The organism is Taklimakanibacter deserti, assembly GCA_003574785.1.
In genome coordinates, this window is sequence record QORU01000002.1 from 188,333 (window position 1) to 212,901 (window position 24,569).

Here is a 24,569-nt window from a genome sequence, read left to right on the forward strand (position 1 = left end):
TTCTCCTCATGCTGCGAGCGCCGGGGCAAAGAAAATGCCGTCGCCCCAAGGCGCCAGGCCCTCGGCCTGCAAAGCCGCGAGGACCGCCGGTCGCCCGCCGACACGCTGCATGAAGACCTCGAGGCTCGGCCAGCGCGAGAGGTCGATACCGTTCCACTGCGACCAGTTCAGGCAAACGAAGAGATAGGCGTCCGCCACGCTGAACGTGTCGCCCAACAGATAATCACCGGTGAAACGGTTGGCGATCCAGTCCAGCCGGGGTGCCACATGCTTGTAAAGTGCCTCCTTCACCGGCGCATAGTCGGGGGTCAGCATCTGGGCCATGGGCTTATGGAGCTCGGTGGCGATGAAGTTGAGGAGCGATTGGACGAGCCGCCTGCCCTTGGCGTCATCAGGGATGAAACCTGTCTCCGGCTTGAGGCTCACCAGATATTGGAGGATCGCCGTCCCCTCGATGAGGATCTCGCCATCGTCAAGCACCAGGGCCGGCACATAGCCGTTCGGATTGATGGCGAGGAAATCCTCGCCGTTGCTGGCGCGGTGGGTGGCGCGATCGACGCGAATGATCTCGATATCGAGCCCGAGCTCATAGGCGATGATATGCGATGCGAGCGAACATGCCGCGCGTTGCGTATAGAGCTTCATATTGACCTCCTGCCTTGATTTTTGTACTATCTCGCATATATATCGGAAGCCGTCAATCATTTTATGCGGAACAGTACAATATTATGCCAAAGCGTGGCCGCCCCATCGAATATGACCCCGAAGCGGCTCTCGCTTCGGCGCGCGACGTCTTCTGGGCAACCGGATTTGCGGCGAGCTCGCTCGATGCCCTGAGCGAGGCGACCGGCATGAACCGGCCGAGCCTCGCGGGCGCCTTCGGCGACAAGGAAACGCTCTATATCGCGACACTCGAGCAGTATCGCGACGCCGGTGTCGTAGCGCTCAAGGAAACGCTGAATGGCAGCCGGCCGCTCGCCAGGGAGCTCGCCCAGGTCTATGCGAAATCCATCGACATCTATCTGGGGTCGGACGATGCGGCCAAGGGCTGCCTTCTGATCGGCACGGCGTCGGTAGAGGCGGTCTGCCGCCCGGCGATCCGGCGCGTCCTGTCGGAAAGCCTCACGGCCTTCACCGCCATCATCGAAGAGCGCCTGCGCAAGGCGGTTCGCGACGGCGAGATCGCCAGAAACGCCGATGCCGCGGCGCTGGCGCAGATCGCCGGCGCGATACTGCATTCCTTGGCGGTGAGGGCGCGCGCCGGCGAGCCGCGCAAGGCCCTCGATAAACTGGCGAAGACCGCCGTCGAGCTTATTTGTTCTTGAAGGAAAGCCGCATCAGGGGCCGCCTGAGCGAGCGGCGCGCCACTTCCTCGAAGCCCAGCTCACGGAACACCGAGACGACGCCGACGAAGCCCTCGCCCCACATCAACGGCTTATCGGTCTCGATCGGGCAGACATCGATCGCCGTCGCCTTCTTCTTTTTCGCATAATCGACGGCGGCCTTGGCGAGGTCGGTCATCAGGCCGCGCTTCCTGTGCCCGGTGCGGACATAAAAGCATGTGATGGCATAATGCGTCTCAGGGTCCTTCCCGGGCTCGAGCGCCGACGTCTTGGCCTTCTCGAAGCGGATGACCTCGGCGCGGGGCGAGACCGCGACCCAGCCGATCGCCTGGCCCTTCTCATAAAGCAGAAGGCCCGGCACCGGTCCCGCCGTGACGCAGGATTTGAAGGCCTTCTTCCGCTTGTCCCGGCCCATGGCCTGGAAGTCCTTGGCCGTAAGCCTCGGCCACATGCACCAGCAGCCGGAATTCGCGCCCTTCTCCGGCCCGAACAGATCCTCGACATCCGCCCAGCGCGATGGCGTCAGGGGCCTCACCGTATATGACTGCTTGACCGCCTTGCCCATGATCCGATCCATAACCCGTTTCAGCCGATTTGTCCGTTGCCGGATTTGCATGCCCAAGGCTTGGGCGAATGCCTTATAATTAGGCAATGGAATCGCGCAAGCTGGCGTCATCCAAATGTCAGCCGGTTGATTTCATTTATTTTTTTGTCCCAATGCCGGTTGGCATGCGGCCTGCAAACAGGCCCGCAAGATCAGAACAGGGGTGTGCATGAAAAAGATCGAGGCCATCATCAAGCCGTTCAAGCTCGACGAAGTGAAAGAAGCCCTGCAGGAAGTGGGGCTGCAAGGCATCACCGTCACCGAGGCCAAGGGCTTCGGGCGCCAGAAGGGCCATACAGAGCTCTATCGCGGTGCCGAATATGTCGTCGACTTCCTGCCCAAGGTGAAGATCGAGATCGTCCTCGCCGACGAGCTCGTCGACAAGGCGGTGGAGGCGATCCAGAACGCGGCGCGCACCGGGCGCATCGGTGACGGCAAGATCTTCATCTCCACCATCGATCAAGCGATCCGCATCCGTACCGGCGAGTCGGGCACGGACGCGCTCTGATTTCTTCAAAAAAGCAACCAAGCCAACCAGAGGGATAACAGAAAATGGCAAAGCCAAAAGATGCCGATGCAGTATTGAAGCTCATCAAGGAAAAGGATGTGAAATACGTCGATCTCCGCTTCACCGATCCGCGCGGCAAGATGCAGCATCTGACGATGGACGTGTCGCAGATGACGGAAGATGCGTTCGCCGAAGGGCTGATGTTCGACGGCTCCTCGATCGCGGGCTGGAAGGCCATCAACGAGTCCGACATGGTGCTGATGCCGGATCCCGCCACTGCCCATATGGACCCCTTCTACGCGCAGACGACGCTCGCCGTGTTCTGCGACATCCTCGAGCCTTCGACGGGTGAAGGCTACGCGCGCGACCCGCGCATGATCGCCAAGCGCACCGAGGCCTATCTCAAGCAGACCAAGATCGGCGACACCGTCTTTGTCGGTCCCGAGGCTGAATTCTTCATCTTCGACGACGTGCGCTTCGCCTCTTCGCCCTACAATTGCGGCTACAAGCTCGACTCGGTCGAATTGCCGACCAACATGGATCGTGAATACGAGACCGGCAATCTCGGCCACCGCATGCGCACCAAGGGCGGCTATTTCCCGATGAATCCGCAGGATTCGGCGCAGGACATGCGCTCGGAGATGCTGTCGGTCATGGGCCAGATGGGCCTCTCGGTCGAGAAGCACCATCACGAGGTGGCGGCCGCCCAGCATGAGCTCGGCACGAAATTCCAGCCGCTGGTCACCGCCGCCGATCACATGCAGATCTACAAATATGTGATCCACAATGTGGCGCATGCCTATGGCAAGACCGCCACCTTCATGCCGAAGCCGGTGTTCGGCGACAACGGCTCGGGCATGCATTGCCACTTCTCGATCTGGAAGGACGGCAAGACGCAGATGGCCGGCAATCAGTATGCCGACCTCTCGGAAACCTGCCTCTTTTTCATCGGCGGCGTGATCAAGCACGCCAAGGCGGTCAATGCCTTCACCAACCCGTCGACCAATTCCTACAAGCGCCTGGTGCCGGGCTATGAGGCGCCGGTGCTGCTCGCCTATTCCTCGCGCAACCGCTCGGCGTCGTGCCGCATCCCGCACACGTCCAACCCCAAGGCGAAGCGTGTCGAGGTGCGCTTCCCGGATCCGACGGCCAATCCCTATCTCGGCTTCTCGGCCGTCATCATGGCGGGCCTCGACGGCATCGTGAACAAGATCCATCCCGGCGATGCGATGGACAAGAACCTCTACGATCTGCCGCCCGCCGAGCTCAAAGGCATCCCGACGGTCTGCGGCTCGCTGCGCGAGGCGCTCTCATCGCTCGACAAGGACCGCGAATTCCTGAAGAAGGGCGGCGTCTTCTCGGACGACCAGATCGACAGCTTCATCGAACTCAAGATGGAAGAGAACATGCGGTATGAGATGATGCCGCACCCGATCGAGTTCGACATGTATTACAGCTGCTGAGCCTGAACTACCCCTGGAAACTGGCCGGAGGTGCTGAGCCTCCGGCCTTTTTATTGATCGGTTGTCTGTATTGTCATGCCGTTCGATGACGAAGACATTTTCTCCTTTGCGGATCGCCAGACCCAGAACCCGCCAATCGCGACGATCAGCAGCCAGATCAGGACAAGCAGGATCGGGTGGCGTATCGGCATCAGCCGGCGAATCCCTCATGCCGATAGACCTCGCATCCGCCGAGCAGAGTCAGCATCACTTGCGTCGCGGCGATGTCGTAGGGATCGATGGCGAAGAGATCCTGGTCGAGAACGATCAGATCGGCATGTTTGCCGAATTCCAATGACCCGGTGTCGGCCGAGCGCCAGGCGGCGGCCGCGGCATTGACCGTATAGCCCTTAATGCATTCATCGAGCGTCATGCGCTCCTCAGGCAGAAAAGCCGGATAGTCCCTGCTTTTGCTCGGCGGCTGGCGCGTGATCGCGGTCTGCATGATCTTGAACGGATTGAGGGTCGAGACACCCCAGTCGCTTGACAGAGCGCAAGTGGCCCCAGCATCGATGAGCGAGCGGAAGGGATAGATCCAGCGCGCCATGCGCGGACCCGCGATCGGGACCGCGACATCGGTCACCGAAGGCTCGTTGCACGCCCAGAGCGGCTGGATATTCGGCATGACGCCGAGCCCGGCGAAACGCGGAATGTCGTCGGGATCGACGCATTGCACATGCGCGAGCTGATGCAGGCTGGGCCAGGCGCCATTGACGTCGCGCGCCGCTTCCAGCGCATCGAGCGCCACCCGCACCGCCTTGTCGCCGATCACATGGCAATGGATCTGGAAGCGTGCCGCGTCGAAGGCGATGAAGAGCTCGCGCAAGTGGTTCTCGCCGAACATGACCGGCGCATTGCCACCCTGCTCGTCATGATAGTCCTCGATCATCGCGGCGGTGCGGTTCTCGAGCACGCCGTCGATGAAGAACTTGGCCGAATGCACCTTGAGCATGGGCGAAGCGAAATCGCGGCGCAAAGCTTCGATGCGCTTCAATGCGCCATCGACCGTGTCGGAGGGCTCGACCAGCGCCGTCGAGGCGACCCGCACGGTCAGCCCGGTGCTTTGCTCCACCGCGCGATAGACGCGCAAATAACGCTCGGTGACCTGCGCATCGAGAATGCCGGTAAAACCGTAGCGGTTGGCGAGCGCCTGGCCAAAACGCACGCCGTCTTCCCAATCGCTGTCGGGTGTCTGCGGCATGCGCTCGCGCAGCCACTCGATGGCGAGTTCATGCAGCATGCCCGTCGGCCGGCCTGATTTGTCGCGCGCGAAGCGGCCATTCTCGGGATCGGCGACAGCCTTGTCGAGCCCGACCCGCTCGCAAGCCTTCGAGTTGATGACGGCACTGTGATAATCCGAGGAAAAGAGCAGCACGGGCCGGTCGGGCACCACGGCATCGAGCACCTCGCGGGTGAGGTTGTGCTCACCGAAAATGCCGGAATACCAGCCATGGCCCCTGACCCAGTCGCGCTCGGGCTTGCTCGCGGCAAACCGGCCAAGGGCTTCCTGCAATTCGGCGATGGTGCGCGTCCCGGCGAGATCGACGTCGAGCGCGTGACGCGTGCCCGAATCCTGCAAATGGATATGGGTGTCCTGGAAGCCCGGCAGCACCAGCCTGCCGCCGGCGTCGATCACCCGGGTGGCCTTGCCGGCGAGTGCTTTGATTTCAGAGGTCGTGCCCAGGGCCGCGACACGGCCGCCGCGCGAGGCCAGCGCCTCAGCCTGCGGCTTCAACGGATCCATGGTCCGTATGTTGGCATTGATGACAATGAGATCAGGCGTCATTCATTTCCCCCTTATTCGAGCCGCGCCGGAAAGTCCGGAGCCCGCAAACCAGTATCATTGTCGTCGGTGATGAGCTTGACGAAGATGAAATAGCGCCCGCCCCTAGCCCGGCGACGGATTGCCGACGATGAATATCTTGAGATCCCTGCCCCTCACCTGAACCGCACTCTGCCCTTTATCGTGCTCACCATCGCCTGGAGCGCCGCGACGACACAAGAGCCAGCTCCGGTCACCAGATCAAACGGGGGCGACATGGTGGAGAGCCTCGGCAAAGAGATCGAGCTCATCATCAGGCGCGACACTCACCCGGATGCAACGGTTCAAGGGCTGAACACCCGGCATGCGAACGAAAATGCCACGCTCGATCAGGGCATCGAGCACGCTCTTGGCGAAGGCGCCGTCGCGGCCGCAATCGATGGTGACGAAATTGGTGGCAGACGGCAAAGGCCGAAGCCCCTCGCCGCGGGCGATCGCGGCGAGGCGCTCGCGCGCCCGCCCGACCTTGGCGATCACGTCCTGAAGGTAGGGCTGGTCAGCGAGCGCCGCGAGGGCCGCCGCCTGCGCCATGCGATTGACCCCGAAATGATTGCGCACCTTGTCGAAGCATTTGACGAGGTGGGCCTCGCCGATCACATAGCCGATGCGCGCCCCCGCCAGCCCATAGGCCTTGGAGAAGGTGCGGAAGCGCAGGAGCTTCGGATTGTCGAGATCGAGCGGCGGTAAGGTGCCGAGTGGTGCGAATTCGCCATAGGCCTCATCGAGGATGAGGACCGTGCCGTCGGGGACGTTGTCGATGAGCTCCTCGACCTGGGCCTGAGCCCACCACGAGCCCATGGGATTGTCGGGATTGGCGAAGAAGATCAGCCGCGCTTTTTCGCGCTTCGCCAGATCGAGCAAGGAGGCCGGATCCTCGCGATCCGCAACATAGGGTGTCGTCACCAACCGCCCGCCATAGCCCGCGACATGGAAGTTGAAGGTAGGATAGGCTCCGAGCGATGTCGCGACGGTGATGCCCGGCTCGACGAACATCCGCACAGCATAGCCGAAGAGCGCATCGATCCCCTCGCCTACCGCGATGTTCTCCGGGCGTACGCCGTGATGCCGTGCCAGCGCCTGCTTGAGGTCGTGGTTCTCGGGGTCGCAATATTTCCATACGTCAGACGCCGCCTCGGCGATCGTTCTCTTGACGTAGGGTGATGGGCCGAAGCCGTTCTCATTGGCGCCGAGCCGCGCCCTGAAGGCGACGCCGCGCTGGCGTTCCAGCGCCTCGGGACCGACAAAGGGCACCGTCGAGGGCAGCCCATTCACAAGAGGTGTCAGCGGTATGCTCGGCACGCAGGGCCTCCATACGTCAATTCAAAGTGTGGCCATAGCGCAACAGTCGCCAAATTTGCACGCAATTTCACAATCTCGTGAGTCCTCCCCGCCACGAAGGGAGTAAAAGGCAACCGTAATGAATCGCGTAACTCTTTCCGCCGGGCGTCATGTCGCAGTTGCCATTGTGTTCCTGTGCGTGCTGGCGCTCAGCCTGTGCCAGATTCTAGGTCCGACGGCACGGCTCAATCACGATTTCAGGCCGGCCGACCTCTCCGAGCCGGGCTTGGTCACGCTCGCCGTGCAGACCGGCGCAGCGCATAGTCCGCTGCCGAGCCGCTGCGCCAGCATCAAGCTCGCCCCGATAGAGATCGCGACAGCCGATTTTGCGCCGGCCGAAGCTGCTTGCGGAACCTTCAGCGCATTGACTTCCGCACCGCCACAAAGTGCCGAGCTCAGCGTCCCCACACCGCCGCCGCGCCGCGCCTGATCCTCAAGAGTTGGCCAACCCGGCCGTGGCGCTTCTGCCGCGGCATTTCCCCTGTTTGATCAAGGACCACTTCCCATGCCGATCACCCGGCGCATTTTTCTGCTCAGCGGCGTAGGCCTCGCCCTCAGCGCCTGCGTTCAGGACGGAACCGAAGAAGGCATCGTCGCCGAGCCTGCGGGTTCCGGACTGGCTTCGCTCACCAACTACAGCTATGGCGCCCGTCCCGACGAGCCCTATCCGATACCGGCCGTCAATCTGAAGAAGCTCAAGCCGAAATATCGCCGCCGGATCGTCGATTTCCCGACCGCGGAAATTCCCGGCACCATCATCGTCGATACGCCGAACCGCTTCCTCTATCTGGTGCTGGGCGACGGCAAGGCGATGCGCTATGGCGTCGGCATCGGTCGCGACGGGTTCACCTGGGGCGGCCGCGGCCGCATCCAGTACAAGCGCGCCTGGCCGCGCTGGACGCCACCCGGAGAAATGATCGCCCGCCAGCCCGAGCTCGAGAAATATCGCTATGGCATGGATCCGGCGCTCGACAACCCGCTCGGCGCCCGTGCCCTCTATATCTTCCAGAACGGGCAGGACACGCTCTACCGCCTGCATGGCACGCAGGATGCGGCGAGCATTGGCCGCGCCGTCTCGTCCGGCTGCGTGCGGCTCGTCAATCAGGACATCATCGATCTCTATAACCGCGCACGGCCTGGCGCCACGATCATCGTGCGCCAGCGCGCCGGCGATGAAGCTGCTTGAGAAAAAGTATCGGACCGAAAAGCTCGTGGCCGGGTTTACCCCGGCCATCCCGGTTTTCGGATAATCCGATGCGCAGAGAAAGAGAAAAGGCCGGAGATTCTCCGGCCTTTTTGATCTGATATCGATCGAGCGTCCTACAGACGGCAGGGCTTCCACTTGCCCGAGGCCGTCTTGTACTTGCCGGTCTGGGGATTGAAAGAGCTGTATTTGCGGGCGCAGGCCTTGGTCCAGGAACGCCCGCCGCCATTGTCATAAGCCTGGTAGCTCGTGCGCTGGCCTTCATAATTGTCCATGCAGCGCTCATAGGCGTTGTAATAGGCGCGCTTGTAGCGGTCGCTGGTGACGCCGGCGCCGAGAACGGTACCACCGACGCCGCCAATGATGGCGCCCGTGCCGGCGCCCTTGCCTTTGCCGATCAGCCCGCCAATGATCGCGCCGCCTATGGCGCCACCAACGGTGCCGACGAGCACATCGGCACCGCCATTGGTCTTGTGGTCCGCGACGTCGCGGGCATAGGAATCACAATATTGGCGCGGCCCCGCCGAAGCCTGCCCGACAAACCCGGCCATGACGGTCACCGCCATCGCGGCGCCCATGCATTTCGCCAAGATCATCCGATTCATGCCGTACTCCTATTCATAATCCGATCCCTCACTTAGAAAGCGATTGTGGCCGGTCCGGGGCAAATTGTAACCGTTCTAAACAGACCCACGGCGAAGCCGCTTGAACCAAACAAAAAGGCCGGGATGTGCTCCGGCCTTTTTTGTTTCCATGTCGATTGATCGCCTATAGCCGGCAGGGCTTCCATTTGCCGGAATAGGATTTGTATTTGCCCTTCTGCGCATCCCAAGATCGATATTTGCGCGCGCAGGCCTTGGCCCATGAGGCCCCGTTTGCTTCATCCTTCTCGGCCACCTCATTCGCGGCGACCTTGGTCGCAGTCACCTTGTTCGCCGCGGCCTTGGTTTCGGTCACCTTGGTTTCGGTCACCTTGGTCTCGGCCGCCTTGGTTTCGGTCACCTTGGTCTCGGCCACCTTATTCTCGGCCGGCTCGGTCGTCGCGCGCTGGCCTTCATAGTTGTTGACACAGCGCTCGAACGCGTTGGTGTAAGCGCGCTTGTAGCGGTCGCCGGTGACGCCCGCGCCCAAGATCGTGCCGCCGACACTGCCGATGCCGGCGCTTTGTCCGCGGTCGCTCAGACCGCCAACGAACGCACCATTGATTTTTCGGTGTGCAACATCGCGGGCATAGGAATCACAATACTCGCGAATACCTGCCGAGGCCGGCCCGGCCATCACGGCCACCGCCAGTGCGGCGCCCATGCCTTTCACCAAGATCATCTGTTTCATCCCGAACTCCCAATTTCGAGTAACATTTACTTGGAAGGCGATTGTGGCCGGCCCAGGGCAGATTGTAATCGTTCTAAACAGGCACGGGAAGCCATATTCGCGGTGGCAAAACAGGCCTGCAGGAGATAGCCGCCGGTCGGCGCCTCCCAATCCAGCATCTCCCCCACGGCATAAACCTGGGGCCATGCCTTGAGCTCGAAATTCCGGTCGATCTCGGTCAGAGCCACGCCCCCTGCCGACGAGATAGCCCGCGCCAGCGCGTCGGTTCCGGTCACGGTCAAGGGCAGCGCCTTGATGGCCGAGGCCGTCGCCGGCAGATTAGCCTCGCGCAAGAGCGCAATCGCCGCGGGCGCCAGCCCCGTCGCCTTGCGCAACCAGGTGCTGTGCGAGGATTTGCCCTTGGGATGCGACAGGCGCTCCGCCAAGGCGGCGACGGTCAAGTCAGGCTTGAGATCGAGCGTGAGGTCCCCCGACTTCCGCAGTTCAGGGTTGAGCGCATAGATCGCTCCACCTTCGAGACCGGTCCTGGTGATGACGGCCTCGCCGCGCACGGTCCTGCCGGCGCTCGACACCGCGATGCGCTTGAGCGGCACGCCTGCGAAGCGCTCGGAAAAATGCGCCGACCAGGGGATCGTGACTCCGCAATTCGTCGGGATGAATGGATTCACCTTGATGCCCCGCCTGGTCAGAATCTCGGTCCATTGCGCATCGGAGCCGAGACGCGGCCAACTGGCGCCGCCCATAGCGAGGATCATGGCATCGCTTTCCTTCTCGCCCATCCAGCGCGTCCTGAGCTCGAGCGTAACCCCGAGACTGTCGAGGCGGCGCAGCCAGGCGCGCAGCAACGGCGATGCCTTCATCGCCCTGGGAAAGACCCGGCCCGATGAGCCGATGAATGTCTCGATGCCGAGGCCGTTGCACCAGTCGATCAGCGCTTCAGGCGGAAAGGCGCGGATGGCGGGCTCCAGAATTCCGCGCGCTGCGCCGTAGCGGTCAACGAACGTCTCCAACGCTTCGGAATGGGTGAGATTGAGACCGCCGCGGCCGGCCATCAGGAACTTGCGCGCCGGCGATGCCATGTGGTCGACCACCCGCACGCTCGCGCCACCCTTCGCCAGCACTTCGGCGGCCATGAGACCGGCGGGGCCCGCACCGATGACGTCGACGCGATAATTCATGCGCCGGCATTGCCAGGAGAGATGCGGCGACTAGAATGCCTGAACATGAAAAAGGAATTCATCGGTGATCTTCAGAATAGGCCTCTTGGCTCTTGCCGCCATCCTGTCCTCCACCCCTCTCCTAGCAAAGCAGACGCTGCCGCCGCAAATCACTGAAGCGATCAAATCCTGGCAGCAATGCGCGGCCGCCGCCTACAAGGCGGAACGGCAGGTCAAAGCGGACAGGGATCTGGCCGCCGAAGCGAGCTTCGCCCAATGCGAGGCGCAGTTCGAGACGGTGGTGGCGCGCGCCGGCGAGAGCGGCCTCAAGCCCCAGGATGTGCGCGCGGCGCTCGCCAAGAGCAAGGCGGCCCTCAAAAAGCAAATGACCGCGCATTGAGCGCGGTCATCGCCGGTCCCCTCGAAAGTTTCAGCCGCCGAAGCGCCAGGTCGCCGATATCTTGGCGTTGAAGCCGGGCTCGTCATAAGGATTGCCCCCGGCCCCGCTCACGGCGCTCAGATAGTTCACGTATGACACGTCGAATATATTCTCGAGCCGCAGATCGAGGCGAAAATCGCGTGTGACTTGGTAGCCGGCAAAAAGGTTCACCAGCGTGTAGTCTTCGTCCACCGTCTTCGTCACGCGAGGTTTTGTCGGATGAGGCACTTCGTATTCGTACTGAAATACATGCTGGACTTCGCCGCCGACCACAAGGCTCTGCTCGAGGAAACGGAAGCCAAAGAAGCTGAAGAGCTGATCGGGCGGAACCGTGTCCAGCTCTTTGTTGTCTTCCTTGTTCTTGCTGTCCATGAAGGAGCCGGAAAGCCCCGTAAAGAACGTGCCGCGATCATAGACCGTTTCAAACTCGATGCCCTTGAGGATCACCTGGTCGAAATTCTGGAACTGCGCGCAGGCCGGGAAGGAGCTTCCTGGCACGAAGGGACAGGCCGGATCACCGCCCGGGAAAATGCCCGGCAGAATGTCAGTCACCATCCCGATATAGTCATCTACGGTGTTGTGGTAGATTGCGGCCTTGACGCGAATGCCGTCGTCCGGCGTGAATATGCCGTCCCTCTTGTAGTTCAGTCCTACCTCGAAGAGGTGAGCGGTTTCAGGTGTCAGGTTGGGATTCGGAATGAACGGAAAATAGACGCCAGCCGGATGCATGCCCGTCATCAGGGTCTCGATCACGCTTGGCGAGCGATAGCCTTCGGCATAGGTGCCGTAGATCTGCAATCCACGCAACGCGGTCGCTTCGAACGGTTTGAAGCCGGCTGTAATGCGCGGTGACAAGCGATCATCTTCGCTCTCGACATCGCCCTCATCGCTTTCGAGCTTGTAAGAATCATAGCGCAGCCCGCCGATCATCTCGAACCAATCGGAATATTCGAGCTTGTCCTGGACGAACGCCCCCCACACCTCGCGTGTGCCCGATGGACTATAGACATAGCTGCCGCCCAGCGGATCATCCACATCGACCTTGTCCTCGAACCAGTCGCCGCCAGCGGTGAAAGTGTGGCGGACAGCGCCGGTGTCGAAGCGCGAGGTGTTGTTGGTATCGAAGCCGGTCGTCACGAGGTCAAAGCTCCTTTCCGATCCGGCCGGGACGATGATCACACCGCCATTCTCCTGATCCCAGCGTGCGGCATCCTTGAGCGACGTCTGGTTCTGCTTCGTGTCGTTGACATAGCCGCTCAAAGTAAAGTCGACCCAGGGCGAGGTGGGATCGACATAACGATATTTGCCGGTGAAGATGTCTTCCTTGACCTCGCTGTCCTGCGGCATCGAAGTCGACGGCTCGCGATAATTTTCGTTGTTGCCGATCCAGCCCAAAGTGATCTCATGGCCGTCGGCGGGGCGGATGACGCTCTTGAGCAGGCCGGCGGTGACGTCATAGGCCGAATCGTCCACCTTTTCGCCGTCGCCGCCCGTGTAGTCGTCGCGCTCACGATAGGTGAAATTGCCGAGGATATCGAAAGCTTCGACCGGCCTCATGGCGCCGGTGAGGCTCGTCATATAGCCATCGCCGTTGCTCTCATACCCGCCCTTGACCGAGCCGCCGATTTGCTCGCCCTCGCGCAGGAAGTCGCTCGCCGACTTCGTTTCGAAGACGACGACACCGCCAATGGCGCCCGAGCCATAGATATTGGCGACGGGACCGCGCACCACCGTGACCTGCTTGAGGAGCTCGGGTTCGATCCACATCGAGGCGGCGCTGCCATGATCGTTGCGCGAGAAATTGTTGCGCGCCCCATCGGTGATCATGGCGACACGGCCGAAATCCTGGAGGCCGCGGATATTGATGCTGGTGCCGATGCCGGTGCGGTCCTGCGAGCCCGCGGTCGCAACGCCCGGTATGCCGTTGAGGACCTGCGAGATGTTGGAAGGCTGCTGCTGCTGCAGCTTCTCCTTGCCGACCACGCTGGTCGACGTCATCGATGAGACCACTTCCTCGTCGAATTTCGAGGCGACGATGGTGATCTGGTCGAGCAGATCACCTTCCGCGCCGGAATCCTGTGTGGCTTGCTGTTGCTGTTCTTCCTGGCCGAGCGCCGGCCCGGAATAGAAAATGACGGCGGCCGTCGCCAATAGCCCCAGCCGCAAACAATTTGTGCGTCCCATAAGACCCCTCTCCCCTGAACCATCGAAAGGCTGGCTACTGGACTTGAGGAGTCTTTTGCTGGCGGCCGGGCCAACCGTTAACTTTTGCCCGGCCCGCCGTTTACTAAAGGTATCCGACTAAAATAGTCAAGTATCTAAATACCCGTCATATCACCCAAAATTGGTGCTGAGTGGCTTATGCAGCCTCCCGGCGAAGGGGCTGGCACATGCAATGGACGCCGCCGCCGGCCTGAGTGAACATGGTCATGTCGGGGTCATAGACCTTGAAGCCCGCCGCCCGCATCTTGGTGTTGAGATCGTGCGCATTCAGCGTCGACAGCACCCGGTCATTGCCCAGCGCCACGACATTGCAGCCCAAGGCCATCGTCTCCTTGAACCTCACCGGGATGATCTCGATCTTCTTCGATTTGAGCCACTGGACGATGTCGTCCTCGGTCGTCTCGAGGCACACTGCGGCGCAATGCTCGTTGAGCATGCACACCATCAGGTCGATATGGACGTAGAACTGGTCGATGGGCGCGAACTTGATCTCCCAGCCCTCCTTCGCGAACCACTCGGCGACCTGGCGCGCCGCCACTTCTTCCGAGCGATGATCGGTGTAGCCGACCAGAGCCACGCCCGGCCGGATGATGTTGAAATCGCCGCCTTCGAAATTGCCGGCGCTCACCATGTCATAGATCGGGATGCCGCGCTCGAGATAGAAGCGCAGCACCGGCGCATATTCGCCGCGCCGGCGCGGATTGGCGAGCTGGCAGACGACGGCGCCGTAAGGCGACATGAAGGACGAGTCGCGCGCATAGACCTGATAGGGATTGTTCATGTCGACGGGCAGGAAATGACAGGTCACGCCGGCATCCTGATAGGCGTCGATCATTTCGCGATGCTGGCGCATGGCGAGCTGCTTGTCGAATTTGTAGCCCTTGCGCAGCGTGTCGCGCACCAGCGACGACCATTGCGCGTTCTCGAGCCCCATCCAGCGGAAGCTTTCCGCCGGTCCCAAGAGCACATCCTTGAGGGGGCCGGTCTCCGATTTGAGGTACCAGTCCTGCATCAGGGGCGTTCCGCCGCCTTCCTTGCGGGCGCGAAGGGGAATTGGGTCTTGGGCCATGCTGTTCTCCCGGGGATGGTCGCATCTCAAAGATGGGCGCAAACTGCGAGAGCGCCGCCCCCGGCGCAAGCGATTAAAGCTCCAGATGTCGGTGACAAATACTCACCAAGCGTCTCAACCTGCCGTCGTGGAGGACATGAAGCTCACCATCTCGGCCTCGAGCCAGTCGGCGAAGACGCGCGCTCCCGGCGAGGCAAGCTGCGGCGTGATGAGGAAGTAAGCGCCGAGATCCTCGACCGATTGCTCGAAGGGACGCACCAGGCTCCCGGCCGCGAGGTCGGCGCCGGTGGTGATGGGATCGCCGAGACAGATTCCCAAGCCTTCGCGCGCGGCGGCAAGGATATGGTTGAAGTCCTGGAAATAGAGGACGCCGCGCGGCTCGACTTGGCGCAGATCCGCATGGTCGAGCCAGCGCTTCCAGTTCTCGCCTTCCGGGTCGTCGAACAGGAGCGTGTGATGGGCGAGATCGGCCAATGTCGCAAGACCCGGCGGATGTGCGAGCAATTTCGGGCTGCAGACCGGGAAATAGCGCACATGGGCCATGAGCCTGATGGCACAATTCTTCCACACCGGCTTGCCGAAACGCACCGCGAGATCGATATCGTCGTCGAGCACATCGGTCGTGCGGTTGGAGGCGAGAACATAAAGCCGCAAGGTCGGCGAGCGCTGGCGAAACGCCTGCAGCCGCGGTATCAGCCAGTTGGCGGCGAAGGCCGGCGGCACCGAGATCCTGAGCTCGCCTTCGATCGCCTCGCCATCGAGTCTCGCGATCGCGTAGCCCAGCTGATCGAGCGCGGCATTGGACGCCTTGAGCAGCTTGTGACCGCGCTCGGTCAGCGACAGCCGGTTGCCGGCGCGGGTGAAGAGCGGAAAGCCCAGATGGTCCTCGAGATTGGCGATGTGCTTGGAGACCGCGCCATGCGTCACCGCCAGCTCATCGGCGGCCTTGCCGAGATGCAGATGCCGGGCGGCCGCCTCGAAGGCGCGGATGGCATTGAGCGGCGGCAAATAGCGCTTGCGGATCTTCATATCAGTGAGCTTTTCTCACTGAGAGTGCCCGGAACGGTCGTTTGTGTCCAGAACATCGCGCATGTAAAGCGCACCCCGTGCTCGTGGGCCTGCGCTTTCCGACCTTTCTCTTACGTGGCGGCACAGCGGCTGCTAGCTTTCCTTTGTCGTGAGCCCTCAGGCTCTTCGAAACCTTTCACCTTTTCGCCCGGCATTGGGTCGGGGACAGGAACCGGTCGCGATCGAGCCCCCGCGGTTTCGGTGATCCGTGCCGGCGCCGCCCCAAGGTCGGCAAGGAGTCCGCATCCTGCAGCGTCATCACGGCCGGGTGGGACAAGCATGGCCATATCGCGCGAAGCAAGCCCGGCCACCCGGCTTTCCGGCAACAGACGCCCGGCTCATGCAAGGTGTCGCCGACATTTTCCACCATCGACAGGATGGTTTTGACGATGATCCCAAAGAGCTTGGCGATCTTCACCACCCAGAGCGCGATGATGCAGCCGAGCGCAACGCTCTGGCAAAGCGTGCCGGTCATGTGACAGTTCCTTTTTCAGGGAGGTGCGAGAACATCAAGCAAATATGCCGACAGCGGCTGCCCAGGCACATTTGCAACTCTGATATTTTCCAAATCACCCTTTGGCCCGCAATGTCAAGAGGCACCATGGCCCGTGCGAGACGAACGTTAGAATGAGAGCCTAGCATGTTACGACATAGCGCAGCGTCATCTATGAACGGCAGCTAACCGGCGCATTCAGCCTTCCTTCGGTACGACTCCTCTAGTCTCACAGCCAAGTTCGATGCTTTCGACTTACTGGGAGACTTAAATGTTAGACGCCGTCGTCATTCCGTTCCCGAAGCGCGCTGCGCCCACGCCGCAGGCCAATGCGGACGTCAATGGCCCTGCGCAAATCATCATCTTTCCGGGCGTGCGCTACATGCACATACCGGCAGAGACAGAAGATCTCTTCTCGATCGCGACCGCTCCGCTCAAGAAGCCGTCGAAGGGAAAGAAATAACTACCAGTTTCCGGATTTCCATTTGATCGAACAGCCCATCGAGGGAACCTGCTCGGTGGGCCCCTTTCCGGTCCGGACCACCTGCATCATCGCCTCATGGAGATCGCGGCGGGCGCCGGCGAGCGGCGATGTGCGTGACGCATCGAGGCGGCCGCGATACTGCAATTCATCTTGCGCATTGAAGCCGAAGAAATCGGGCGTACAGACGGCATCATAGGCGCGAGCGACCTTCTGGCTTTCATCATGGAGATAGGGAAAAGGAAAGCCATTGGCGGTGGCGAAGGCTTTCATTTTGTCGAAGGAGTCCTCCGGATAGGCGGCCGCGTCATTCGAGCAGATCGCCGCCACGCCGATGCCGGCTTTCGCCAGGTCCTTCGCATCGCGCACCAGAAGACCGGTGATCGCCTTCACATAGGGACAGTGATTGCAGATGAAGGCGAGGAGCGTGCCCTTCGGCCCTCTCACATCGGCCAGCGCATAGATCTTGCCGTCCGTCGCCGGGAGGCGGAAATCCCCGGCCTTCCAGCCGAAATCGCAAATGGGTGGCGTCGAAGCCATGACATGCCTCTTTGCTTGCTGCACCGGCCTTCGCGATGAGTCGAGATCAGCCGCTCAATAACCGGCGTCGAAATAATCTTCCGCCGTGATGGCGAAGAATTCAACCGCCTCGAAGCGGCCATGGCCCGCCGGATAGTCCGGATGCGAGCGTTCATGCTTGAGGCCGATGCGCCGGGCGAGTTTGAGGGACGCCGCATTATTGGCCATCACCTTGGCCCAGACACGGACGGCGCCGACGCGCTCGACCGCAAGGCCGAGGAGGGAGCGGCCGATCTCGGTGCCGAAGCCCCTGCCCCACAGATCGGGCGCCACGCCCCAGCCGATCTCGGCCAGGCCGCCGCGGCCCAGGATGATGAAGCCATCGCCGACCGCGAAGCCTCGCGTCTTGTCCTCGGCCGCGAGATGGAAGATGTGGCGGCGCTCGTCGCCCTGTCGCGCCACTTGGCGAGTGACGAAATTCTTGACGTCGTCCTCGCTGCGCAGTCGTAGCGCGATGTGACGCTGGTAGGCGGATTGCGTCATGAAATGCGAGAACGCCTTCCAGTCGCGCGCCTCGATCTCGCGCAGAACCAGAGAACGCGTTTCAACCGCAGGAAGTATGGTGACAATCGTCATTCGGCCGCCTCGTATCTGATCTGCCGTCCGCTTATCCAGCCGTCGAGGAACTTATTGAACCAATCGCCCAGCGCCCGGTCGTAGAGCAGATTGTCCGCAAGCTGACGAGCGGCGGGATGAGCGCCCTTCATCGTCTGCCTGTGCGCCGAGCGGCGCGAGATCCAGCGGGTGAGGCCATTGCGGCTGGTCTCGGGATGGAACTGGAAGCCATAGGCGTTGGGGCCGTAGCGGAAGGCCTGCTCGGGGAAATCCGCCGTGCCGGCGAGCTTCACCGCCCCTTTCGGGGTCTCAAACCAGCCATGCCAATGCGACTGCAGCACTTTCAACTTGGCTCCGAAGAAGCTCGCTCCCACTTGCGTGGGCAGGAGATCATAATAGCCATATTCGGCATGACCTCCAGGATGCTTCGAAACATTCTCGCCCAGCGTATGGGCAAGAAGCTGGGCGCCGAGGCAAAGACCCAGAACCGGCGTCTCCCGTTTCAAAGCCTCATCGAGGAATCGCATTTCATCTTTCAAGTAAGGAAAGCTGTCCTGCTGGTCGACATCCTGGGCGCCGCCATAGACGACGATGCCGGCAACACGCTCATCCACAGCCGGCAAAGGATCGCCGTCGGCGGGGCAAACCCACTGCAGCTCATAGCCTTGCCGGCGAGCCCAGGCCGAAGCCCGGTCGTCCATTTCATCGCGGTCATGCACGATGAGGAGCATCTTTTGCGAATCTGCCATGGCCTTACTCTAAGCACGGAAGTGAAATTGGGAAACCGGTTTTCGGTTTTTCAAATGCCCAAATAAGACGGGCATTGGGGCATCGAAAAGGCAGAAAATCGAGCTTTGTCCGGTATTTGCATTCCTAAATGGCAGATGAACGGACCGTTCAGGATGGATTACGCCTGAGCTTGCTAGAAGCAGTGTCATCGGGACAGCAGTTTCTCTTTCAGGAGGCCACTCATGACACTCGATACCGCCCGCGGCATTATTCTTGGCACACGCCATCGCCCGACGCCCGGCCTGTTCGAGCGTGTGCGCAAGCACTTTTCCCGTGCCGCTACGAAGCAGCATTTGCGTGGGCTCGATGACCACATGCTTCGCGACATCGGCATCAGTCGTGCCCAGATCGAACTCCGTGAGTTTCTGAACTGATTTTCAGAGCTACCGGACGGCGAGACGGAGGCGGTTCGACGGCGGACCGCCTCCGTTCATTTTGGAGATGCTTGTGAAGCCCCGTGATCTCATTCTCGTTGTCTTGACCGGCGCCAGCCTCATCATCTTGGCGCCAACCGCCAAGCGAGCGGGCCAGGCCGAGAAAATGGAGCCGGCTCAAGACGTCAAGATCATGCCGGCGGAGGAAGAGAGACGCGAGCCCGTTTCGCAACAAGCGAAACTTCAGCCTGCTACCTTCAGCGGTGACACCGAGAAACTGAAAACCGTCGACAACTGATCGCTTAGGCCGCGTGCCGGCCGCCATCCGGATCGCTTATGTGCTGAAACCGATAGCGGTCCTTGATGTAATAATTGAAGAATCGCCCCTTTGAGCCTGCCTTGCGGAAAGCGTCATAGATGCGCCCTGGCACTTCATAATAGCGATAGAGCTCGCCCGATCCGCGGAACCAGACACTGAGCGTCTCGGTCTCGCTTTCATAGGCAATCCGGCTGATCGCAGTCGACGGCACGCAACCTCACATCGGCCGATGCCTCGCCGCCGGTCCCGGCTTGGCGATTTTGGGCCGGCGTTTCGATGCGGTCGGCTTGCGCTTCTTAGGCACTTCCTGCTCGCCCTGGTCGGTCGTGGTCGGGAATTCGCCCTGGTTTTCCAGGACAGAGGCCTCCTCGACCGGCTCGCCCCAGGGACCCGCATTGTTATAGCCTTCGTCAGGCGCTTCTCTTCCCTCCTCGGGATCGGCTTCGAGAGCGAGAAGCTCGCGCGCTCTCTCCCAATGTTCGGCGTGCTTGCCTTCCGGCTGGCCTTCCTCGAGCCACAGACGATAGGCGCGCTCGCGGATACGTTCTTCGGTGATGGGCGACGATCTGGTCATGGGCAGCTCCCTTGCCGGCAATGAATGCCGACATCCGATAAGCGCTGGAACCTTAGCAAGGTTCCAGCGAAGCTCCCACCTGTAATGAAATTAGCAGGATTCGGCGGCAGCGATAGCCCCAACCGGGACGCGAGCGTCAGATATCTAGTCCCTCTTCGCTGACGAACTCGGCGCGGTTGGAGATGAACTTGAACCGCTCCTCGGGCTTGTTGCCCATGAGTTGCTCGACCACCTTGGCGGTCGTCGTCTTTTCGTCGCCCAGGATCGCGACGCGCAGCAGCGCTCGTTTCATCGGATCCATCGTCGTTTCCTTGAGCTGTCCGGGCAGCATCTCGCCCAAACCCTTGAAGCGCGAGATCTCGACCTTGCCGCGGCCAGAGAAATCGCCCTTCAGTAATTCATCCTTGTGCTGATCATTTCGCGCATAGGCGGTCTTGGCCCCTTGCGCCAGCTTGTAGAGTGGCGGCACCGCCAGATAGAGGTGGCCCTCCTCGATCATCTGCGGCATCTGGCGATAGAAGAAGGTGATGAGCAGCGAAGCGATATGGGCGCCGTCGACATCGGCGTCGGTCATCACGATGATCTTGTCATAGCGCAGGTCAGCTTCGCGATAGCTGGCGCCCGCGCCGCAGCCCAGCGCCTGCAGGAGATCGGCAAGCTGCTGGTTCTGGGCGAGCTTGTCCTTACCGGCATTCGCCACATTGAGGATCTTGCCGCGCAAGGGCAGCACCGCCTGGGTGGCGCGGTTCCGCGCCTGCTTGGCGGAGCCGCCGGCCGAATCGCCTTCGACGATGAAGAGCTCGGAGCCCTCGGCCGCCGTCGATGAGCAATCGGCGAGCTTGCCCGGCAGGCGCAATTTCCGCATCGCGGTCTTGCGGCCGACTTCCTTCTCCTGGCGCCGGCGCACACGCTCCTCGGCGCGCTCGATGATCCAGTCGAGCAGCTTGTCGGCCTGGGCCGGATGGCCGGTGAGCCAGTGATCGAAATGATCGCGGATCGCCGCCTCGACGATGCGCGCGGCCTCGGGCGTCGCGAGCCGGTCCTTGGTCTGGCCCTGAAATTCGGGCTCGCGGATGAAGACCGAGAGAAGCGCGCCTGAGGATGCCATGACATCGTCGCCGGTGACGACGCTCGCGCGCTTGTTGTTGGTGAGCTCGGCATAGTTCTTGAGCGAGCGCAGCAAGGCCGAGCGCAGGCCCAGCTCATGCGTGCCGCCGTCGGGCGTCGGGATCGTGTTGCAGTAGGAGGAGATGAAGCCGTCATCGCCGCCGAACCAGGCGATCGCCCATTCGACCGAGCCATGGCCGCCGGGCTTCGTTACCTTGCCGGCGAAGATCTCGTCCGCCACGCGCGGCCGGCCCTCCAGGCGCTCTTCGAGGAAGTCCTTGAGGCCGCCCGGGAAATGCAGCACCGCCTTTTCCGGCGTCTCCTTGTCCTTGATGTGGGAGGGAGCGCAGGACCAGCGGATCTCCACACCACCGAAGAGATAGGCTTTCGAGCGTGCCATGCGGAAAAGGCGGGCGCCGGAGAACTCGACCGTCTTACCGAAGATCTGGGGATCCGGCCTGAAGCGCACGCTGGTGCCGCGCCGGTTGTTCACCTTGCCGAGCTTCTCGAGCTTGCTCGCGGGCTTGCCGCGCTTGTAGCTCTGGCGATAGAGCTGCTGGCCCCGCGCCACCTCGACGATCAGGTCTTCCGACAGCGCATTCACCACCGATACGCCCACGCCATGCAGGCCGCCCGAGGTCTCATAGACCTTGGAATCGAATTTGCCGCCGGCATGCAGCGTCGTCATGATGACTTCGAGGGCGGACTTGGTCTTGAACTTGGGATGCGGATCGACCGGGATGCCGCGGCCATTGTCGATGACGGTGAGCCAGCCCTCCTTGTCGTATTCGACCTCGATCCAGGAGGCGTGGCCGGCGACCGCCTCGTCCATGGCATTGTCGATCACCTCGGCGAAGAGATGGTGCAGCGCCTTCTCGTCGGTTCCGCCAATATACATGCCGGGCCGGCGGCGCACGGGCTCCAGCCCCTCCAGCACCTCGATGTCGGCGGCGGTATAGCTCTCATCGCCGTTCTTCGGCTTCATCGCGCGCGCCTTGGCGGCCTGCGGCGCCATCTCGGCTTCGAGCTTGTCAAAAAGGTCCTTCACCTTGTTCTTGGCCATCAGAATTCCAGTCGAATCAGTCGTTTTGGGCTGTTTGCCCTTGTTAACCCAGATCGCCGCCCCTGTCCCAGTTCGGGGAATAACGGCGAGACGGCGCTGATTTAAGGCGCCAGAGGGTTACAATCCAGTATTACTGCAATAGTCTTGCACTATTGAATTCCTGAACTATATGATGGAACCATGGCCCGGTCGTTCAACCATCCCGCCGTTTGCGACATCTCGCTCGATCATGTGCTTCATGCCCTGTCGGACCCGATGCGGCGCCATATCGTACAGAAACTCATGGCGAGCGACAGCATGAGCTGCATCCAGGCCTGCGCGACGCTGCCGCCTTCGACGGTCTCCTTCCACCACAAAGTCTTGCGCGAGGCCGGCCTCATCCGCTCCGAAAAAAAGGGCGTCGAGGTCATCAACACGCTTCGCCGCCAGGACATCGACGAACGTTTCCCCGGCCTGCTCGAAGTTGTTTTCCCACCTGGCCTCAACTCCCCCTCCTGAACCCACCCTGCAGAGAGCCTCCCATGCCCACCCTTTTCGATCCCTTGAAGCTCGGCCCCTATACGCTGCCCAACCGCATCCTGATGGCGCCCTTGACGCGGAGCCGCGCCGGGTCGGAGCGCGTTCCCAATGGGCTGATGGCCGAATATTACGCGCAGCGCGCCTCGGCCGGACTGATCCTGAGCGAAGCCACCAGCGTCACGCCCATGGGGGTCGGCTATGCCGACACGCCCGGCATCTGGTCAGATGAGCAGACGGCGGGCTGGCTTAAGGTCACCCAGGCCGTGCATGCGAAAGGCGGGCGCATCTTCCTGCAGCTCTGGCATGTCGGGCGGATTTCCGATCCGATCTTCCTCAATGGCGAGCTGCCGGTGGCGCCCTCCGCCATCCAGCCCGCCGGCACGGTGAGTCTCGTCCGGCCCAAGCGTCCCTATGTGACGCCGCGCGCGCTTGCGCGCGACGAGATCCCGGGCGTCATCGCGGCCTATCGCCGGGGTGCGGAGAATGCGCTCAAGGCCCAGTTCGACGGCGTCGAGCTGCATGGCGCCAATGGCTATCTGCTCGATCAGTTCCTGCAGGACAAGACCAACCGCCGCATCGACGACTATGGCGGATCGATCGAGAACCGCGCCCGCCTGATGCTCGAAGCGACCGATGCGGCGATCTCGGTCTGGGGACCGGAGCGCGTCGGCATGCATCTCAATCTCAAGCGCAACTCGCATGATATCGACGACTCGACGCCGGAAGCGACCTTTTCCCATGTCGCCCGCGAGCTCGGGCGGCGGAAGATCGCCTTCATCATCGCGCGCGAGCCTTTCGATGGATCTCGCATCGGGCCCGCCGTGAAGAAAGCCTTCGGCGGCGTTTATATCGCCAATCAGGATATCAACAAGGAAACCGCGGAGCGCATCCTGGCGCAAGGCGAGGCCGATGCCGTTGCCTTCGGCAAACTCTTCCTCGCCAATCCCGATCTTCCCGCCCGCTTCGCCAAGGACGCAGCGCTCAACAAGCCGGACGATACGACCTTCTACACGCCGGGCAGCACCGGCTATACCGATTATCCGTTCCTCGATACGGTCAGCGCGGCACCGGTAGGCTGAGAGAGAAGCGTTTCGCCAAGCCTTCGAGCCCCGCTAGCCGCACGCCATCAAGCGCGAGGCCGTCCCTCTCGGCCTCGCCCTTGCGTTTGAGCGCGGCCTGCCCGGGCAAGCGCACCTGCGGCTTACCTTCAGGCACTACCGACTGGGCGCAGGCCTCGACCAGCCAGCCGGTCTGGCGCAGAAATGCGTCACGGCCGCCAAAGGCTTCCGGCGCAAAGGCGAGAACCAGGACGGAAGCGCCCCACTCCGTCGGATGATCGGCGCGGCCGAAGCCGCCGAGCCCCTGCGTCAGCGCTTCGACCATCAGGCTCAGGCCATAGCCCTTATGGCCGTGGTCCACGCCGCCGATCGGGAGGATGGAGCCGCCATCCTTCATCACATTTGCATCGTCGGTGACATTCCCGTCCTTGTCCAATAGCCATTTTCCCGGCAGCGGCGTCCCTGCATTGCGCATGCGCGCGCACATGGCCGCCGTGGTGATCGAGGTGCTGACATCGATCAGGATCGGATCGGGCTCTGCCGGAATGCCGATGGCGATCGGATTGGGCGTCATCACCGGTGTCACGCCGCCAAAGGGCGCCACATGGGAATCGCTCGGGTCGGAAGAGAGAATGACGAGCGCCAGCCCGTCGCGCGCCGGCGCTTCGAGAAATACCGCGAGACAGGCAATGTGATGGCTGCGCCTCAAGCAGACGGCGCCCAGGCCGAAGGACCTTGCGCGCTTCGCCGCTTCGGCAATGGCAAGCTCCGTGGTCCAGACGCCGGGAAGCCGCCTCGCATCCCACAGCGCCACCGCGCCGAAATCGCTCACGACCTCGGGGGCCCCTTCCTTCGTCATCGCGCCACTGGCGATTTCGTCGACATAGTCGGGAAGCAGAGCAAGCCCATGGGTCGAATGACCATAGAGATCGGCCTCGACGAGCCCTTTGGCCACGACGCGCGCGGGCTCCGCCGGAAAGCCGGCTTTCATGAGCACGTCGCAGGCAAATTTCCGCAAGCTCTTGGGCTCGAATTTCGTGGGCATTGAG

General features: G+C 61.9%; 29 protein-coding genes. 11 read left to right on the forward strand and 18 right to left on the reverse strand.

Features of this window, described 5'->3' with window-relative positions:
* Positions 1 to 6 precede the first annotated feature (6 nt).
* Positions 7 to 645 (reverse strand): glutathione S-transferase N-terminal domain-containing protein, encoded by a 639-nt coding sequence (locus DS839_RS04155; RefSeq protein WP_119269016.1) that lies wholly within the window; start codon positions 643 to 645, stop codon positions 7 to 9.
* An 83-nt stretch (positions 646 to 728) separates the two neighbouring features.
* Between DS839_RS04155 and DS839_RS04160 the strand changes: the two genes are divergently transcribed.
* Positions 729 to 1,325, forward strand: coding sequence for a TetR/AcrR family transcriptional regulator (locus DS839_RS04160; RefSeq protein ID WP_119269017.1), 597 nt, complete (start codon positions 729 to 731; stop codon positions 1,323 to 1,325).
* On the opposite strand, the gene DS839_RS04165 is transcribed toward DS839_RS04160, so the two are convergent.
* Positions 1,312 to 1,908 (reverse strand): GNAT family N-acetyltransferase, encoded by a 597-nt coding sequence (locus DS839_RS04165; RefSeq protein ID WP_119269382.1) that lies wholly within the window; start codon positions 1,906 to 1,908, stop codon positions 1,312 to 1,314. The two genes, DS839_RS04160 and DS839_RS04165, sit on opposite strands and share 14 nt — an antisense overlap.
* 208 nt (positions 1,909 to 2,116) lie before the next feature.
* On the opposite strand from DS839_RS04165, the gene DS839_RS04170 reads away from it, so the two are divergent.
* Together DS839_RS04170 and glnA are read left to right on the forward strand one after the other, a co-directional pair.
* Positions 2,117 to 2,455 carry a P-II family nitrogen regulator gene (locus DS839_RS04170; protein ID WP_119269018.1) on the forward strand — a complete coding sequence of 113 codons (339 nt, stop codon included), beginning with the start codon at positions 2,117 to 2,119 and terminating at the stop codon, positions 2,453 to 2,455.
* Positions 2,456 to 2,499: 44 nt separating this feature from the next.
* Positions 2,500 to 3,918, forward strand: coding sequence for a type I glutamate--ammonia ligase (glnA, locus tag DS839_RS04175; RefSeq protein WP_119269019.1), 1,419 nt, complete (start codon positions 2,500 to 2,502; stop codon positions 3,916 to 3,918).
* 190 nt (positions 3,919 to 4,108) lie between these two features.
* Here the strand turns inward: glnA and DS839_RS04180 are convergent, their stop codons facing one another.
* The gene (locus DS839_RS04180) at positions 4,109 to 5,743 is read right to left on the reverse strand and encodes an amidohydrolase (RefSeq protein ID WP_119269020.1); all 1,635 of its coding nucleotides are present in this window, start codon (positions 5,741 to 5,743) and stop codon (positions 4,109 to 4,111) included.
* Positions 5,744 to 5,980: 237 nt separating this feature from the next.
* Positions 5,981 to 7,078, reverse strand: coding sequence for a pyridoxal phosphate-dependent aminotransferase (locus tag DS839_RS04185; protein WP_119269021.1), 1,098 nt, complete (start codon positions 7,076 to 7,078; stop codon positions 5,981 to 5,983).
* 118 nt (positions 7,079 to 7,196) lie between these two features.
* Between DS839_RS04185 and DS839_RS04190 the strand changes: the two genes are divergently transcribed.
* Together DS839_RS04190 and DS839_RS04195 are read left to right on the forward strand one after the other, a co-directional pair.
* Complete coding sequence (locus tag DS839_RS04190) at positions 7,197 to 7,547, forward strand: hypothetical protein (protein WP_119269022.1); 351 nt, start codon at positions 7,197 to 7,199, stop codon at positions 7,545 to 7,547.
* Positions 7,548 to 7,622: 75 nt separating this feature from the next.
* Positions 7,623 to 8,303 carry a L,D-transpeptidase gene (locus DS839_RS04195; protein WP_368911153.1) on the forward strand — a complete coding sequence of 227 codons (681 nt, stop codon included), beginning with the start codon at positions 7,623 to 7,625 and terminating at the stop codon, positions 8,301 to 8,303.
* A 134-nt stretch (positions 8,304 to 8,437) separates the two neighbouring features.
* On the opposite strand, the gene DS839_RS04200 is transcribed toward DS839_RS04195, so the two are convergent.
* From DS839_RS04200 to DS839_RS04210, 3 genes are all read right to left on the reverse strand, one after another.
* Positions 8,438 to 8,926, reverse strand: a complete 489-nt coding sequence (locus DS839_RS04200; protein WP_119269023.1) for a BA14K family protein — start codon at positions 8,924 to 8,926, stop codon at positions 8,438 to 8,440.
* Positions 8,927 to 9,089: 163 nt separating this feature from the next.
* Entirely contained in the window at positions 9,090 to 9,626 is a 537-nt protein-coding gene (locus tag DS839_RS04205) for a BA14K family protein (RefSeq protein WP_162918295.1), read from the reverse strand.
* A 53-nt stretch (positions 9,627 to 9,679) separates the two neighbouring features.
* Positions 9,680 to 10,831 carry a BaiN/RdsA family NAD(P)/FAD-dependent oxidoreductase gene (locus DS839_RS04210; protein WP_119269025.1) on the reverse strand — a complete coding sequence of 384 codons (1,152 nt, stop codon included), beginning with the start codon at positions 10,829 to 10,831 and terminating at the stop codon, positions 9,680 to 9,682.
* Between the two features lie 64 nt (positions 10,832 to 10,895).
* Between DS839_RS04210 and DS839_RS04215 the strand changes: the two genes are divergently transcribed.
* Positions 10,896 to 11,210, forward strand: a complete 315-nt coding sequence (locus tag DS839_RS04215) for a hypothetical protein (RefSeq protein WP_119269026.1) — start codon at positions 10,896 to 10,898, stop codon at positions 11,208 to 11,210.
* A gap of 30 nt (positions 11,211 to 11,240) precedes the next feature.
* Here DS839_RS04215 and DS839_RS04220 read toward each other — a convergent pair whose 3' ends face one another.
* From DS839_RS04220 to DS839_RS04235, 4 genes are all read right to left on the reverse strand, one after another.
* Positions 11,241 to 13,433, reverse strand: coding sequence for a TonB-dependent hemoglobin/transferrin/lactoferrin family receptor (locus DS839_RS04220; protein WP_119269027.1), 2,193 nt, complete (start codon positions 13,431 to 13,433; stop codon positions 11,241 to 11,243).
* A gap of 175 nt (positions 13,434 to 13,608) precedes the next feature.
* A complete protein-coding gene (locus DS839_RS04225) occupies positions 13,609 to 14,541 on the reverse strand; it encodes a dimethylarginine dimethylaminohydrolase family protein (protein WP_119269028.1) in 933 nt (310 codons plus the stop codon).
* Between the two features lie 114 nt (positions 14,542 to 14,655).
* Positions 14,656 to 15,570, reverse strand: coding sequence for a transcriptional regulator GcvA (gcvA, locus tag DS839_RS04230; protein ID WP_119269029.1), 915 nt, complete (start codon positions 15,568 to 15,570; stop codon positions 14,656 to 14,658).
* Positions 15,571 to 15,745: 175 nt separating this feature from the next.
* The gene (locus tag DS839_RS04235; protein WP_119269030.1) at positions 15,746 to 16,084 is read right to left on the reverse strand and encodes a hypothetical protein; all 339 of its coding nucleotides are present in this window, start codon (positions 16,082 to 16,084) and stop codon (positions 15,746 to 15,748) included.
* 289 nt (positions 16,085 to 16,373) lie between these two features.
* Between DS839_RS04235 and DS839_RS04240 the strand changes: the two genes are divergently transcribed.
* Complete coding sequence (locus DS839_RS04240) at positions 16,374 to 16,565, forward strand: hypothetical protein (RefSeq protein ID WP_119269031.1); 192 nt, start codon at positions 16,374 to 16,376, stop codon at positions 16,563 to 16,565.
* On the opposite strand, the gene DS839_RS04245 is transcribed toward DS839_RS04240, so the two are convergent.
* The 3 genes from DS839_RS04245 to DS839_RS04255 are packed head-to-tail and all read right to left on the reverse strand — an operon-like array spanning position 16,566 to position 18,466.
* Complete coding sequence (locus DS839_RS04245; protein ID WP_119269032.1) at positions 16,566 to 17,123, reverse strand: thioredoxin family protein; 558 nt, start codon at positions 17,121 to 17,123, stop codon at positions 16,566 to 16,568. It abuts the gene before it with no gap.
* A 54-nt stretch (positions 17,124 to 17,177) separates the two neighbouring features.
* Positions 17,178 to 17,738, reverse strand: coding sequence for a GNAT family N-acetyltransferase (locus tag DS839_RS04250; protein ID WP_119269033.1), 561 nt, complete (start codon positions 17,736 to 17,738; stop codon positions 17,178 to 17,180).
* Positions 17,735 to 18,466 (reverse strand): glutamine amidotransferase-related protein, encoded by a 732-nt coding sequence (locus DS839_RS04255; protein ID WP_119269034.1) that lies wholly within the window; start codon positions 18,464 to 18,466, stop codon positions 17,735 to 17,737. Before DS839_RS04255 ends, DS839_RS04250 begins: the two co-directional genes overlap by 4 nt.
* Positions 18,467 to 18,688: 222 nt before the next feature.
* On the opposite strand from DS839_RS04255, the gene DS839_RS04260 reads away from it, so the two are divergent.
* Both DS839_RS04260 and DS839_RS04265 read left to right on the forward strand, forming a co-directional pair.
* Positions 18,689 to 18,880 (forward strand): DUF1127 domain-containing protein, encoded by a 192-nt coding sequence (locus tag DS839_RS04260; RefSeq protein ID WP_119269035.1) that lies wholly within the window; start codon positions 18,689 to 18,691, stop codon positions 18,878 to 18,880.
* A 73-nt stretch (positions 18,881 to 18,953) separates the two neighbouring features.
* Positions 18,954 to 19,178 carry a hypothetical protein gene (locus DS839_RS04265; RefSeq protein ID WP_162918296.1) on the forward strand — a complete coding sequence of 75 codons (225 nt, stop codon included), beginning with the start codon at positions 18,954 to 18,956 and terminating at the stop codon, positions 19,176 to 19,178.
* 4 nt (positions 19,179 to 19,182) lie between these two features.
* Here DS839_RS04265 and DS839_RS04270 read toward each other — a convergent pair whose 3' ends face one another.
* The 3 genes from DS839_RS04270 to parE all read right to left on the reverse strand — a co-directional run bounded on the left by DS839_RS04270 (position 19,183) and on the right by parE (position 21,943).
* The gene (locus DS839_RS04270) at positions 19,183 to 19,410 is read right to left on the reverse strand and encodes a KTSC domain-containing protein (protein ID WP_119269037.1); all 228 of its coding nucleotides are present in this window, start codon (positions 19,408 to 19,410) and stop codon (positions 19,183 to 19,185) included.
* A 6-nt stretch (positions 19,411 to 19,416) separates the two neighbouring features.
* Positions 19,417 to 19,773, reverse strand: coding sequence for a DUF2934 domain-containing protein (locus DS839_RS04275; protein WP_119269038.1), 357 nt, complete (start codon positions 19,771 to 19,773; stop codon positions 19,417 to 19,419).
* Positions 19,774 to 19,909: 136 nt separating this feature from the next.
* Positions 19,910 to 21,943: a DNA topoisomerase IV subunit B gene (parE, locus tag DS839_RS04280; RefSeq protein WP_119269039.1), complete on the reverse strand. Its 2,034-nt coding sequence runs from the start codon at positions 21,941 to 21,943 to the stop codon at positions 19,910 to 19,912.
* 180 nt (positions 21,944 to 22,123) lie between these two features.
* On the opposite strand from parE, the gene DS839_RS04285 reads away from it, so the two are divergent.
* Both DS839_RS04285 and DS839_RS04290 read left to right on the forward strand, forming a co-directional pair.
* A complete protein-coding gene (locus tag DS839_RS04285; RefSeq protein WP_119269040.1) occupies positions 22,124 to 22,441 on the forward strand; it encodes an ArsR/SmtB family transcription factor in 318 nt (105 codons plus the stop codon).
* A gap of 23 nt (positions 22,442 to 22,464) precedes the next feature.
* Positions 22,465 to 23,541 carry an alkene reductase gene (locus DS839_RS04290; RefSeq protein WP_119269041.1) on the forward strand — a complete coding sequence of 359 codons (1,077 nt, stop codon included), beginning with the start codon at positions 22,465 to 22,467 and terminating at the stop codon, positions 23,539 to 23,541.
* Here the strand turns inward: DS839_RS04290 and DS839_RS04295 are convergent.
* Positions 23,519 to 24,565, reverse strand: coding sequence for an Ldh family oxidoreductase (locus DS839_RS04295; protein WP_119269042.1), 1,047 nt, complete (start codon positions 24,563 to 24,565; stop codon positions 23,519 to 23,521). The genes DS839_RS04290 and DS839_RS04295 overlap by 23 nt on opposite strands.
* Positions 24,566 to 24,569: the final 4 nt, after the last annotated feature.